Annotated in this window: 12 protein-coding genes; all 12 read right to left on the reverse strand. The window is 56.5% G+C overall.

The annotated features are described in order from the left end of the window. Window positions 1–4: 4 nt before the first annotated feature. Window positions 5–1,231, reverse strand: coding sequence for a BclA C-terminal domain-containing protein (locus tag MKY86_RS24610; protein WP_083685593.1), 1,227 nt, complete (start codon window positions 1,229–1,231; stop codon window positions 5–7). Window positions 1,232–1,695: 464 nt separating this feature from the next. Continuing rightward, complete coding sequence (locus tag MKY86_RS24615; protein ID WP_076083110.1) at window positions 1,696–2,466, reverse strand: Cof-type HAD-IIB family hydrolase; 771 nt, start codon at window positions 2,464–2,466, stop codon at window positions 1,696–1,698. Between the two features lie 384 nt (window positions 2,467–2,850). Beyond that, a complete protein-coding gene (locus tag MKY86_RS24620; protein WP_076083107.1) occupies window positions 2,851–3,993 on the reverse strand; it encodes a homocitrate synthase/isopropylmalate synthase family protein in 1,143 nt (380 codons plus the stop codon). Further along, window positions 3,990–4,742 carry a HesA/MoeB/ThiF family protein gene (locus MKY86_RS24625; RefSeq protein ID WP_076083104.1) on the reverse strand — a complete coding sequence of 251 codons (753 nt, stop codon included), beginning with the start codon at window positions 4,740–4,742 and terminating at the stop codon, window positions 3,990–3,992. Before MKY86_RS24625 ends, MKY86_RS24620 begins: the two co-directional genes overlap by 4 nt. Window positions 4,743–4,789: 47 nt before the next feature. Continuing rightward, window positions 4,790–5,347, reverse strand: coding sequence for a DUF269 domain-containing protein (locus MKY86_RS24630; RefSeq protein WP_076083101.1), 558 nt, complete (start codon window positions 5,345–5,347; stop codon window positions 4,790–4,792). After that, window positions 5,340–5,750, reverse strand: coding sequence for a nitrogen fixation protein NifX (nifX, locus tag MKY86_RS24635; RefSeq protein WP_076083098.1), 411 nt, complete (start codon window positions 5,748–5,750; stop codon window positions 5,340–5,342). Before nifX ends, MKY86_RS24630 begins: the two co-directional genes overlap by 8 nt. Continuing rightward, on the reverse strand, window positions 5,725–7,053 hold the full coding sequence (nifN, locus tag MKY86_RS24640) for a nitrogenase iron-molybdenum cofactor biosynthesis protein NifN (protein ID WP_076083095.1): 1,329 nt from the start codon (window positions 7,051–7,053) through the stop codon (window positions 5,725–5,727). The genes nifX and nifN overlap by 26 nt, the downstream gene beginning before the upstream one ends. Then, a complete protein-coding gene (gene nifE, locus MKY86_RS24645; protein WP_076083092.1) occupies window positions 7,043–8,407 on the reverse strand; it encodes a nitrogenase iron-molybdenum cofactor biosynthesis protein NifE in 1,365 nt (454 codons plus the stop codon). Before nifE ends, nifN begins: the two co-directional genes overlap by 11 nt. Window positions 8,408–8,463: 56 nt before the next feature. Beyond that, window positions 8,464–10,023, reverse strand: coding sequence for a nitrogenase molybdenum-iron protein subunit beta (nifK, locus tag MKY86_RS24650; protein ID WP_076083088.1), 1,560 nt, complete (start codon window positions 10,021–10,023; stop codon window positions 8,464–8,466). Then, on the reverse strand, window positions 10,020–11,477 hold the full coding sequence (gene nifD, locus MKY86_RS24655) for a nitrogenase molybdenum-iron protein alpha chain (RefSeq protein WP_076083084.1): 1,458 nt from the start codon (window positions 11,475–11,477) through the stop codon (window positions 10,020–10,022). The genes nifK and nifD overlap by 4 nt, the downstream gene beginning before the upstream one ends. Before the next feature lie 261 nt (window positions 11,478–11,738). Then, window positions 11,739–12,605: a nitrogenase iron protein gene (gene nifH / locus MKY86_RS24660; RefSeq protein ID WP_076083080.1), complete on the reverse strand. Its 867-nt coding sequence runs from the start codon at window positions 12,603–12,605 to the stop codon at window positions 11,739–11,741. Between the two features lie 6 nt (window positions 12,606–12,611). Continuing rightward, complete coding sequence (gene nifB, locus MKY86_RS24665; RefSeq protein ID WP_076083075.1) at window positions 12,612–13,979, reverse strand: nitrogenase cofactor biosynthesis protein NifB; 1,368 nt, start codon at window positions 13,977–13,979, stop codon at window positions 12,612–12,614. Between the last annotated feature and the right edge of the window lie 418 nt (window positions 13,980–14,397).

A 14,397-nucleotide genomic window follows, 5' to 3' on the forward strand; every position in this document is an offset into this window, starting at 1 on the left:
TGTACTAAGCCAGCTGCTTAATGACAATCGAAGCATTGACATTGGCTTGTGTTCCTCCAGCCAGCGTCTGCAGAGTGACTGCGGCAGCCGAGCTGTGATTCCGAAGCGTCAGCACATCGCCTGACGATAATGCGATGATCGCCTGCCCGGTGTTCTGCTGGGTGCCTGCACCCGAACCATAGACTGTTCCCGGAACCTGCGCCCCGTTTACGAATAATGCAAATTGGCCGGGCTCCACTCCGGATACGGAGAAATTAACCTCATAGCTCCCCGCATTGGTTACCGATATTGTAGTTGTACCAGGGGCATGTGTGATTCCGGGAGTTAACAACCCATTCGTATCAAAAGACACATCTGCCTCAATCGGCACTACCTGCGCGCCGAGGTTATAGACGTATCCGAACTGGGCAATTCCACCGGCTGCCCCTGTGGCACCCGTCGCTCCCGTTGCCCCGGCTGGACCGGCAACTCCTGTTGCACCCGTTGCTCCAGCGGGCCCCGCTACTCCCGTAGCACCTGTGGCCCCCGCTGCTCCTGCCGTTCCCGCTGGCCCCGCCGGGCCGGTAGCTCCTGCCGTTCCCGCTGGCCCCGCCGGGCCGGTAGCTCCCGCCGCTCCGGCTGGCCCCGCCGGGCCGATGGCTCCCGCCGCTCCAGCTGGCCCCGCCGGGCCGATGGCTCCTGCCGCTCCAGCTGGCCCCGCCGGGCCCGCGGGACCGATCCCGCCCAGCGCTCCGGCCGCGCCTAATGCTCCGGCCGCTCCCGCAGCGCCGAGCGCACCTTGGGTACCGGCTGCGCCCAGCCCCCCGACTGCTCCGGCTGCGCCCAACAGCCCGGCTGCTCCCGCTGCTCCACGGGCACCTGCGGCACCGGCTGCACCTGCGGCGCCAAGTGCTCCGGCCGCGCCAATTGCCCCCAGTGCCCCTGCGGTTCCCTGTTCGCCCAGCGCTCCGGCTGCTCCCGCTGCGCCGAGCGCACCTGCTGCACCTGCGGCTCCCGCCGCTCCCAGCGCTTCAACAGCGCCTGCCGCGCTTAAGGCTCCTGCCGCACCCGCGGCCCCCAGCGCACCTAATGGAATATTGACGCGGACAATTTGCTGTTTGACGATAATTTTCTTGCAGCCGCATTTGTTGTCCTTCCGTTTTGTCGCGGGACGTTTCGCTCTTGGCAGAGGGCATCCGGCAAACTCCTCTGTGCAGCTCCGCTTTTTCTTCTTACGTTCCGTACGACCCATATTTGACACCTCCTATAGACTTTATGTATCCTACTCCGTTTACCCAGAGGGGGCATGGACATTCATCCCGTAGGCAAATATTTATTTTGGGAAAACGGGTGATTTGTACCGGTTGGACAAGCTGAGTTTATCTGCGCAGAGCCAAAATTGTTCACCCGCCCCATCACACCCCGTCCAGCCAAAACATATACTATTGACGGACAAACCGCCTTCGATTGCCCCGGTGATCATATTTGAATGCAGTTCATACATTAGATTTCGGTGCAGAGTCCTCAGATGGACCTATTCGTCTACTTCTCTGCTGTATAGAGTGCAATAGAAACCGTTCAAAATGCAAAAAAAGTATTCCATTGCATAAACTGCAATCGAATACTCGTCCAGTAAAGCACCATGCTAGATCCGGGAGTAAGAATATCCCCTCAAGAGTTCAATGAAGTGAGACCCTAGCAACCGAGTGCTCCTATTTACAGCAGCCCGACCATCTTCAAGCCTTCATAGATCCCGTCCTCGCGGACAGATTTCGTAATGAAGGAGGCGGCCGCCTTCGCTGCCTTCTCGCCGTTGCCCATGGCAATGCCATACCCGACATACCCCAGCATCTCCACATCATTCAGGCCATCGCCAAAAGCATAGACCTCTTCCTTCTTCACCCCGATCACCTTCAACATCTCCGCGATCCCGTTCGCTTTGGAGCCGTTGCCGGGCAGCACATCCATACACAGCGGGTGCCAGCGGATGAAATTCAGCTCCGGGTACCGCTCGGCATAGATCTGCTGACTCTCCTGCGGACAGAAGATCATCGCCTGGTAAATGTCATTCTTCAGGAAATATCCGGCGTCATGCGTCGGAAATACCAGCTTCAGCGAACCAACGCTCGTATTGATGTACTCATGATCGGCCACATTCACTCTCATGCCCGCCGTATCCGTATACGCAACAGGGTGATCCAGCTTCTCCGCGAACAAGGTCAGCTCCTCCAGCACGCTGGTCGCAATCGGGTTCTTGTACACCGGCTTCCCTTCATAGACTACATACTGCCCGTTCAGCGAGACATATGAGTCAATTCCCAGCTCCTCGCGCAGCCCCTCGAACATATAATCCGCTCTTCCGGTAGCAATTGCTACATGGTGCCCGCGTCTCTTCAGCTCCGCTATCGCTTCTCTGGTGGAAGCCGGAATATTCTTGTCTTCATCATAGATCGTACCGTCAATATCGAAAAAAATCGTTTTCTTCAAAGTGATGCCTTCCCTTCTCCATACGCTCTGCCTATTTACAGCCTGCTCAAATTGTAACAAAATCCTCCGTCAAAGTGGAGTCTATCCTCCCCGCCGCCCTGCCAGACCCGGATATCATCAGCCGTTGTATTCCAAAAAAAGCTGCGCCGCACTCCACATGGAGGACAGCCCAGCTCAAGCATCTGCATATTTAAAACGCACTTAGATTAGAACTCAAAGCTTGATCGTCACTGCGGTGAACATTTGGACTTCCGGCCGCTGTTGTATTTTGGATTTCCTAATTGCAACCACTCCTCGTGGTAGAAATCCAAACACAAAGGCGGTCGCTATCGCTCCTCCAGTTCCAAATTTCCCCTCCGCTTCTTTTTGCTTTTAGTGCGTTGCCTACACCGCATTCTGCGCGCGCTGCTGCTCTTCCATCAGCCACTGCAGCAGCATGACTTCCGGCACAGTGCCCTTGCGGGCCTCCGCGTAGGCCCGGACCTTCTCCAGTAGACGGCCGGCCGTCTCGGCGCTGACCGCAAGTCCCTGCTGCTCCAGCACATGGGCCACGCCGCCGCTGCCGGAATGCTTGCCCAGCACATAGCGGTGCGCCCGGCCAACCACCGCCGGATCGAAGAACTGATACGTCTCCTGCTCCTTCATCAGCCCGTCCACATGAATCCCGGATTCATGGGTGAAGGCGAGCTGCCCGACGACCGGCTTCGCATCGCCGACACTGCGGCCGGACGCGGCGATTACCTTGTCGGCGAGGCCCTGGATCCCCTCCAGCCGGACCGCGCATTCCCCGCCGTACAAATAGCGCCAGGCCATGGCTACTTCCTCCATGGCCGCATTGCCGGTCCTCTCGCCGATCCCGGCCACCGTCGTACTGGCCCACACCGCTCCGGCGGCTATGCCGCTGAGCGTGTTCGCGCAGGCCAGCCCGAAGTCATTGTGGCAGTGTACCTCCAGCTCCACATCCTCAGGCACTTCTCCCAGCAGCCGGCTTACCCGCTCTGCCATCTGGCCCGGATGATGGGCTGAGACGGTATCTGCATACCGGAACCTGCGGACGCCTTCCTTGTATAAGGTATTCACCACTTCGATCAGGAAGCTCAACTCCGCCCTGGAGGAGTCCTCCATGCCTGCAGATACAGTCATACCCTGCCGCAGCCCGTACTCCACGGTACGCAGCAGCTTGTTCAGACCTTCCCGGGGCGTCAGCCCCAGCTTGCCCTGCAGCTGAATCTCCGACACCGGAATGGAGATATGGCTCCAGCTCACGCCGGTAGCCTTGGCCTTGTCAATATCCCCGGGGACCGAGCGGTTCCATGTCATTAGCTTCATGGGTAATCCCAGCTCGGCAACAGCGGCAATATCCTCCTGCTCCCGCTTGCCCATGGCAGGAATGCCTACCTCTGCCTGCTCTACTCCGCTCTCCGACAGCAACTTTGCGATTTCCAGCTTTTCCGCCCTCGTGAATGATACTCCAGCCGCCTGTTCACCATCCCTGAGTGTCGTGTCACATAGCTTGAGACGTTTCACGGTTTACCTCCCTCTCCGCAGCAAGCGCAATTCGGATTACGGGCAATACGGACGCTATAACAGGCGAAGTCGAGTGAGCTGAAGCGATGCATTACGCCCGCGTAAGTTGTCCCTACCCCTGTAATCCATTTTACGGCCTCCAGCGCTGCCAGACAACCGGCAATCCCGGAGGTGGCGCCCAGAACCGGGAACCCGAGCGGCTCCCACTGCGGCGGCACCACCGGATACAGGCACTCGAGGCAAGGCGTAAGTCCGGGAATCACCGTAGTAAGCGATATTTCAAAGCCATACATGGCCGCCTCCACCATCGGTGTATTTGTATCAACACACAGACGGTTCAGTGCATACCGCTCAGGGAAGTCGTACCGGGCATCGATCACAAGATCGGCCGCTTCTATCCAGGGGCGTGCCTGAGGATATTCAATTCTGGAATTATAGCCTTCAATCTCTACATGCGGATTCAGCTGCTTCAGCCGGGCAATCGCCGTACTCATCCGCTCCTGACCCAGATGCCTGCTGTCCATCAGAATCTGCCGGTTCAGGTCAGGGGCTGAAATGACCCCCTCATGGGCCAGAATAAGCCGGCCCACGCCAGCCGCCGCCAAATAGAGGGCAGCCGTTCCGCCAAGCCCGCCGATTCCGGCGACCATAACCGTCGCTTCCTTCAGCGCCTTCTGCCCGTCTTCCCCGACCAGCTTCAGCTGCCGGGTGTACCGTTCCAGCTCCAACCCTCCGGCAAGCTGCTCCATCCCTGACTCCCCCTGTGACCACTTATATTAGATATTCCTTTCTTACTCTAGCCCTCCAGGCTAAGCAGGCCGTGCGCTGAAGTCAGCTCCTTATATTTCTCCAGAAAGGCCATTCCTTCTTCAATGCACTCCACCCCGTACGAAATCGTCTTCTCAGCCGAAGTGAACGGGAAGGGGAAGCCGGCCCGCAGGCTCTTAAGCACTACAATGACTCTGCCGCTGTAGAGCAGCCCCCGTCCGAAGCCCTCGCCGTTAATCTCCGCTGTACTCTGGATCATAAGGCCGCATCTCTCCTCCATAACGCCTGCCATAGCCTGGAACAGCAGCGGCACCTGCTGGCGGACCTTGGGCGACACCGCGCAATTGAATTCCGATTGATCCTTATCCCCGGCAGATGCCAGGAACAGCTTCGCGATCTTCTCCAGCGGAGGAAGGCTGCTGCCACGTCCAAAGAAGTCTCCGGCATCCAGAAGATGACACAGACGCCGGATCAGGGCATCTGCGGTCTCCGGATTCAGCTCCTTGCGCGCTCTGGAACTGCGCTGTCTCACCGCCGCAGCTCCCGGAATCACCGTACCCTGCAGCGCCGCACTCTCATTAGCCATGGGTTCCACCCTCTTCTCCTCCTTCACTCTCTTCCGCTTCCTCTGCCCGCAACACCTTGGCCAGAAACATCGGCGGCTTGCCCTGAAGCATCTCGACCAACCGCTTCAGCTGCTCCTCGATAGGGCTGCCGAACGCAACCTTCACCGGCATGATTTTCCGGCGGGTTACCCGCGCAGCGGCCGATGCGCCGATCTGCATGATGAAGATCAGGGTACAATCGCCTACGGAATCCAGGCGGCTGTCGATTTTGCCTGCTTCATCCTGGTTCAGCACAGCTGACAGTCTGCGCAGCTCCACCAGCTCAGCTCCGGCTTTCGTTACATTATATACAGCGAACATCGGACTCTGTCCGAAATGCGCATTCACACGGCTTCCATCATCTGTGGCGAACGCTACTTTCACGGTGCCCTGCCTCCCTTTGCATGAACAGATTCCCTGCCTTATTACTCCATTCCATTGCTCCCCGGTACCCGACCAAGACGGACATGTAAGCGCCAAGCTCATTCCAGACCGGGAACCCGGCCGGCATGAACGCGGCACCGATCCGCTGTGCCCCGGCGATCCCGTGGGAATTACTGATCCAGAGATCCGCTCCCTTGCCCAGCACCTCGGCATCATCCAGATCGCCCACCCATACCTCGCGCTCCATTCCGGCAATGAGCGGGGTCTCGAACGAAGTGATCAGCGCCTTCTGCTCTACGCCCAGCTCCTCCAGCCACCCCGAGACCGAATGCAAATGATCCGGTTCCAGTGCGGCAACCACCGACATTCCGGCAAATTGAAAATGGGCGTCCAGCATACCGTCCAGCAGATTCTCCCGCTGCCAGCAATACCGCAGCGGCACCGGCTCCCCGCTGATCTGATGCAGGAAATGCAGCAGTTCATCGGTTGCTTTAAGCCCCATCGCCCCTTCGAATACCTTATACGGGGTGCCAATGGCATTATGCAGCCGTCGGGCAGGACGCTCCATGCTGCCGCCCACGGCAATCGTCAGCCCGGACTGCAGGCTCTGGAGCATAGAGTCCAGCGGAACCCCGCCGCGCGTCAGCGGCGAAAAGCCGGTAAGCAGATGGCCGGACAAGGAGGTCGAGATATCCGGCAGCGCAATCACCTCGAAGCCGAAGGAGGAGATGATTTCCTTCAGCTCCATCACATCGGCCGGGGTTAAGAACGAGCCGGGCAGCAGGGTAATCTGCCGGGTATTCACGCTTCTTTGCCCCCGGTGTCCTACCTGCTGGATCATCTCGTCAATCATAGACTCCACCGTAGCGCTGAAGCCCGATTCCAGCGATCCGCGAAAATCAGGCAGCACCACTGAGAAGGCGAGACCTCCGCGCATATTCCGCTCTCTTTTATACGTCTTAAGCATGTTCTGATAATCCACACCGGCTACATCGGTCAATTCCGTCCCAATGATGCCGATGATATCCGGGCGGTGCTTGCTCAGTACCAGATTGAGCGCCTCCTCCAGATTGCGGTTGGCATCGAAGATGACATCCATCTCCTGCAGCGCCGAGGTCTGCACGGCAATCGGTTCCCGGAAATGACGGGTCAGGAGCGCCTTCGGAAAAGCGGAGCAGCCCTGGGAGCCGTGAATCAGCGGCATAGCGCGGTAGCAGCCCTGCAAGGCCAGTACGGCACCCAGCGACTGCCCGATCTTCATCGGGTTGACCGATGCGGGCTTTTTTCTCCGGTTAACGGTCATAGGGCGGTGCCTCCTTATCCCAGGGAGCAGGGCTTGCCGCCAGCTTCCAGATCGGGTTCGCAAGTGAATAAGTCAGCTCTTTGGCCAGCCGCAGCAGCCCTTCATATCCGGCATACGCCTTGTGGCGCTCCTGATTAATATCAATGAAGGGAATCTGCTCTTTCATCGCCACATACATATTGCGGCCGCCGGCAATCATAATATCCGCCTTGCGCTCTCTTACCGTCTTGATGATCCGGCTGGCCCCGCCCTCGGGAATGTATTCTGTATCATCGCCCACACGGTCGGCAATCCGCCGCACATCATCCTCCGTGCTTTTGTTCGTGCCTACCCCGACGACCTGAACGCCCAGCTCCTTCAGGGCCGAGATTACGGACCAGCTTTTGACCCCGCCCGTATAGAGTACGGCCCGCTTCCCCCTCAGCAGCTTGCGGTAAGGCCGCAGCTCCTGGCTTAACCTGGCCTCCTCCCGCTCGGTGAGCCGGTCCACACGCCGCTCCATCTCCCGGTCATTCATCAGATAGGCCATCTGGCGCAGCGAATAGGTCGTTTCCTTCGCACCATAGAACGAGCCTTCGAAATACGGGATGCTGTATCTTGACTCCATCTCCTTGGCAAGGCCCAGCAGCGCCCGGCTGCAGACCACCATATTCACTCTCGCCCGGTGTGCCCACGTAATCTCTTTATAGCGTGCATCCCCCGTAATCCGCGAGGTTACAGCGATCCCGGCGCTGTTCATCAGCTTCTCAATATCCCACATCTCACCGGCGATATTGTACTCCCCGATCAGATTCACCCCTAGATCCGTCTCCGGCTCCGGTTCTCCCGTCCCGATGACATACTGCAGCAGCGCATCCCCCGCCAGCCGGTTCCCTAGATTTTTGCTCCCGACGAAGCCGGGACTGTTCACCGGGATCACAGGAATCCCGATCCGGTCCGCCGCCTCCTTGCAGACCGCATCCATATCTTCGCCGATCAGTGCGGTCACGCAGGTTGAATATACAAATATTGCCGGAGGCGCAAAGCGCCCGGCAATATAATCAATGCTGTCCTTCAATTTCTTCTCGCCGCCAAAAATAATATCAGAATCCGTAAGATCCGTAGCGAAGCCGTATCGGGACAGGGAGGGGCCGCTGGAGAACGTGCCTCTGCTCTCCCAGCTGTTTCCGGCGCAGGCAATCGGTCCGTGAACCAGATGCGCAGCATCCATAATCGGCAGCAGCGTGATCTGGGCTCCGTCGAAGGAGCAGCCTCCAGCAGCTTCGCCCGGCTTGGGCCTTGGACAGGGCTTCGCCTTAGGCGCTATACTCCCGCAAGCCTGGGAATCAAAATCATCTTGCCGTAAAGGGTCCATCGGCTCATCATCTCCTTCGCTTAAGAGGCTGGAATTCACGCCAGACTTACGCGCAGTTAGCGCACCAGCTCAAAATTAAAGCCGGAGTTATGATCATCAAGCTGCTGCAGAATCGTGTTCACGATCAGGCTGAGCAGGTTGAGTGTTCCCTGATACCCGATAATAGGATAACGGTGCATGTGATGGCGATCGAAGATCGGGAAGCCAACCCGCATCAGCGGCACCTCCGCATCCTTGGCGGCAAATTTCAGATGGGAGCTGCCAATCGCCAGATCCACCTTGTCATTCAGCAGCAGCGAGCGCATATGCCACAGGTCTTTGCCTACATGCACAGTAGCCTCGGTGCCATACGGGCTTGCTGCCAGCAGCGCTTCGGCTTCGTCCTTGAACTTCACTTCATTGAAGTCCACATCACCGTTCGAGCAGATAATGTGCACCGGCTCCATCCCGGTCTCCAGGCAGAACCCGATCAGGCCGATGAGCAGATCCGGGTCGCCTACCAGCGCCACCCGTTTGCCATGCAGGTAAGGGTGACTATCCATCAGCGCATCCACGACACGGCCGCGTTCTTCGGTGAGTATTGCTGGAATCGGGAGACCGGTCAGCTCACTGATCGTATCCAGCAGCGTATCCGTGCCCTTAATACCCAGCGGCGTGGATAACGCTGCCAGCTGCTGGTTCCAGGTACCGCTGATATATTCCTGGGTCTTCTTCAGCGTATACTTTTGCAGGGACAGGGTGGCAAGCGCATTGGCTGCCTGCGGAACATCCGCAAGCTTAGTGCCGCCGTAGTAGTATTCATACTCTCCGGTTGCCGGTGAATCGTAGTTCCCGCTGTGGTCTCCAAGTATGGTGTACTTGGTATCGAAGGCTCCCAGAATCTTGCGCAGCTCCGCGAAGTTCCCGGTGTATGGCTCAAAGCCCAGCATCACATTCAGCTTCTCTCCGCTCTCCGCGCCGCTTCCCGGCTTGCTCTCTATACCCGAACGGGTGTAGAGGTAGCTCAGGATACCCTTGATCATAGCGTCGTAGCCAGTGATATGTGAGCCGACGAAGCTCGGCGTGTTGCAGTAGGCTACCGGATATTCCTCACTGATCACCCCTTTAATGCGGGCATTGCCGATAAAAGAGTTCAGGTCATCCCCGATGACCTCAGCCATACAGGTAGTACAGATTGCAACCATCTCCGGTTTGTACAAGGCGACACTGTTCTCCAGACCGTCAATCAGGTTATTCATCCCGCCGAATACGGCGGCATCCTCTGTCATGGACGTGGATACGGACGGCGTAGGCTCCTTGAAGTGGCGGCTGAGATGGCTGCGGAAGTAGGCATTGCAGCCCTGCGACCCGTGTACGAACGGCAGTGTCTTCTCGAATCCGAGCGCGGCCATGACTGAACCCAGCGGCTGGCACGCTTTATGCGGATTAATCACCACATTCTGGCGGCTGAAATTCTTCTCCATATATTCGGCAGACTTGGAGTACGCGAGTGCTTCGGCGGTCTCCTGCTCGCTGCAGGGCGCTTCGAACTGCTTCTTGTTCTCCCGCTGCTGCACATAACGCTCTTCCTTGAACAAGCTGGTATTATCTTTAATGTTCAGTTCATCCCTGCTCATACGCCCGCCTCCTTCGGCTCCATTGTTCCTTGTCTGCTCACCAGATCCCATACCGGGCTGTTCACGGTCATATCCATATCCTTAGCGAACACCTTAAAGCCGTCGAAGCCGTGATACGGGCCGCTGTAATCCCAGGAATGCATCTGACGGAACGGCACCCCCATCTTGTGATAGACATATTTCTCCTTCACGCCTGAGCCCACCAGATCAATGTTCATCTTCTTAGTGAGCTCTTCCAGCTCATAAGCTGTAGGATCATCCATGACAATGGTTCCCTCAGCAAGCATCGGGAGCATCTTCTCATAGTCGTCCTTGTGGGCGAATTCATAACCGGAGGCTACGATGTCCATCCCCAGATCTTCATAAGCTCCGATGGTGTGGCGGGAACGCAGGCCCCCGATCATCAGCATGACGGTCTTATTTTCCAGGCGCGGTCTGTATTTGCGGATCACTGCATCCATGACCGGCTTGTATCTGGCGATCATCTGCTCGCAATTCTCCTGAATCGTGTCATCGAAAAGCGCTGCAATCGCCCGCAGGCTCTCATACGTCTTCGTAGGCCCGAAGAAATTGCATTCCAGATAAGGGATACCGTAGGCTTTCTCCATATGGTCAACCATATAGTTCATGGAGCGGTGGCAGTGGATCAGGTTCAGCTTCGCCTTGTGGGCTACCTCCAGCTCGTTCAGAGAGCCGTCACCGGACCACTGGGCAATAACGCGCAGGCCCATCTCTTCCAGGAGGATACGGGAGGCCCAGGCGTCGCCGCCAATGTTATAGTCGCCGATGATATTCACATCGTAGGGACCGGTCTCCGCCAGCTCGGCACGACCCATCACGAAGTCACGGATCGCATCGTTCGCAATATGATGGCCCAGCGACTGGCTGACTCCGCGGAAGCCTTCGCAGCGTACCGGAACAACCGGCATTTCCAGCTCTTTGGACATCTTCTTCGACACCGCTTCGATATCATCACCGATCAGGCCGACCGGACATTCCGACTGAACAGAGATCCCCTTAGCCAGCGGGAACATCTCGCTAATCTCACGCATAATGACGGCCAGCTTCTTATCCCCGCCGAACACGATATCCGTCTCCTGAAAATCACTGGTAATCTGCATCGCTGTAAAGTTATCGATGCCAAGCGTCCCATTCGCAAAGTTACGGCGTGAGCCCCAGCTATACTGTCCGCAGCCCACCGGCCCGTGACTGATATGGACCATATCCTTGATCGGACCCCAGACCACCCCTTTGGAGCCGGCATAGGCGCAGCCGCGCGGGGTCATGACACCCGGACGGGATTTGATATTGGACTTTACCGCACAGGTGCTGCAATCAATGGCCTTTTCATCCGCCACCTGAAAATGCTTCTCGCGGTCCTTCCGCGCCTTTTTGGGATAGGCTTCCAGAATCTCTTCAACCAGCTTCTGATTCTCTTCAATATTGAGTCCCATGGTTTGACCCTCCTTCTGTTAATGGCTTACTTAGGAGTTGAACGTTAAGCGTGGTCGTCACTGCGGTGAACATTTGGACTTCCAGCCGCTGTTGTCTCCAGATGTTTTTTATTATTCCGCTTAGCGGATAACATCCGGAGACTGCATATGCTTCCGAAGCGAGCTTTCCTGCGGAAAGCTTTCAGGCGGACGCTATCGCTCCTCCAGTTCCAAATTTCCCCTCCGCTTCTTTACGCTTTTTGTTAAGTTCTTTAGTAAGCCTTATTGCCCGGAAGCCTGCAGCTTCTTGATCGCAGCTTCTTCATCTTCAATGATGCCGAATTCCATCAGCAGCTCTTCCAGCTCTTCCATCGAGATCGGGGTAGGGATCGTCAGCATTTTGTTATTGAGGATTTTCTCGGCCAGTATTTCATATTCTTTCGCCTGCTGGTGCTCAGGATTATATTGGGCTACGGTCATTCTGCGCAGCTCAGCATGCTGAACAATGTTGTCGCGGGGAACAAAGTGAATCATCTGTGTATTCAGGCGGCGGGCCAGCTCCATGATCAGCTCATCCTCACGGTCTGTATTCCGGCTGTTGCAGATCAGGCCGCCGAGTCTTACGCCGCCGCTAGTGGCATATTTCAGGATACCTCGGGCGATATTGTTCGCTGCGTACATCGCCATCATCTCGCCGGAGCAGACGATATAGATCTCCTGGGCCTTGCCCTCACGGATCGGCATGGCGAATCCGCCGCATACTACGTCACCCAGTACGTCATAGGAGACGAAATCCAGATCCTGATAGGCGCCCTCCTGCTCCAGGAAGTTGATCGCAGTGATAATCCCGCGTCCTGCGCAGCCTACACCCGGTTCCGGTCCGCCGCACTCTACGTTGATAATATCGCCGAAGCCTGTCTGCAGCACATCCTCAAGTTCCAGGTCCTCTACGGAGCCAAGCTCAGCCGCCAGCTCCAGCACGGAGTTCTGGGCTTTGGTATTCAGAATCAGACGGGTGGAATCTGCCTTCGGGTCGCAGCCTACGATCATGACTCTTTGTTTGAATTTGGTGGCCAGCTGAGCCAGGGTGTTTTGTGAAGTTGTCGATTTACCGATACCGCCTTTACCGTAGAAAGCTATTTGTCTCATTGTTCATCATCCCTTCGAAATGTTTAGTTTTTCAAAATAAGAGCTGTACTTCACGCTTTCGAGAATGGCTTCCTGAATGCCGCCTTTGCGGACAAGAGGCAGGACACCGATTGCGTTCAGGCTGGCCCTTGGGGCCTCGCCGATGCCGGAGCAGAGAAGAATGCGGCAGTCACTTAGAATCGTTATAATTTCTTGCAGCGTAGCTGCTTTGTCACCGTTACAATCGGCCTTGCCATGGCAATAGGCTTGGATCTTGCGGACACCCAGGAGCTGTACATCGGTTCCGTCGGTGTCGTAGACCAGGAACTCAGTGGCATGACCGAAATGCTGATTCACTTTGTCGCCGCCTCTGGTGGCAACCGCGACCCGTGTCTTCGGCCCTCCGGCCTGAATACGTCTGGCCTGTTTGGCCAAGATGCGCTCGCGGATCTTGGTGTCCAGCTCACGCTGCAACATCGCCCGGGCGGCTTCATTAATGACCGGCTCGGCTTCCATCGCTTCCAGCGGGAAATCGGGATTACGGTCCTGGCCCAGCAGCCCGATCGCATCGGCCCGGCATTGCCGGCAGTGACGCATCACCTTCATTCCCCCGCGGCCCAGCTGCTCCTGCAAATTAAGCAATTCCTTTGGACGGGGCGCCTTACGGCCATCCGCTTCATACTGGCTGCCCGGCGCGATAATAAGCGGTGTTACATTGTGCAGCGTGGCCCCGAGCTCTTTTACCCGCGCTGACACTGCAGTCAGATGATGATCGTTAACCCCCGGAATCATAATGGAATTCACTTTGACCAGAATCCCCAGCTTCGCCAGCATCTCAAGTCCCAGTAATTGACGGCGGATCAGCAGTTCGGCTGCCTCTCTGCCTTCGTACCGTACGCCTTCATCGAACACCCAGGGATAAATCGCCTGGCCGACCTCAGGGTCAATGGCGTTGATGGTGATCGTGACATGGCGGATGCCCAGCTCCATAATCTCATCCACATGCCGGTACAGCGTGAGTCCGTTAGTGCTGAGACAGAGGGAGACATCAGGCACATGCTTCCTGACCCGGGCGAAGGTGTCGAAGGTCTGCTCCGGGTTCGCGAGCGGATCTCCAGGCCCGGCTACACCCACTACCGAGAGCTGCATCAGCCCGGCGGCAACTCCCCGCACCTTGCGTTCCGCCTGCTCCGGAGTAAGCACCTCACTGACCACGCCCGGCCTGCTCTCATTCACACAGTCGAACTTGCGGTTACAGTAATTGCACTGGATGTTACAGGCGGGAGCAACCGGGATGTGCATCCGGGCATAGAACCGGTGGGCCTCCTCGCTGTAGCAAGGGTGGCGGCTAATCTCCTCTTCCGCTTCACTTGATAGACATGACGGCTGCATCATTTCCCACCTCCTAAAAGTTTTGTAAGCTAGGCTTCTCTGCGCATTCTGCGTACAAAACTCGCTTCGGAAGCATTAACTTAAGTTTTATGGTTCAAATAGCCTTTGTTTTGGTTGATGTTATTTTATATAACATTAAATTCACTTGGCCGCTTTAATTAGTCTCATCATATTTTCATTACCGGGGATCGTCAATTAGTCCAACGTTCATTTTGCTCTTTATTTCCTTTTGTTTGCAGTTTCGCCATATGACATGTCAACTTACATAACTCATACTTATCATGTTTCCGTTTTCAGGCCTGTCATTTCTATTGATAGTTGTTCTCACAAAAACATTGACAACACCTCTTAACTCGGATATGATACTTTTAGCCAGAAACGAATCACCTAAAATTTCATATAATCCCGTAAAGGGGAGTAG

The organism is Paenibacillus sp. FSL R7-0333, from assembly GCF_038000365.1.
Classification (GTDB): domain Bacteria; phylum Bacillota; class Bacilli; order Paenibacillales; family Paenibacillaceae; genus Paenibacillus_AQ; species Paenibacillus_AQ silagei.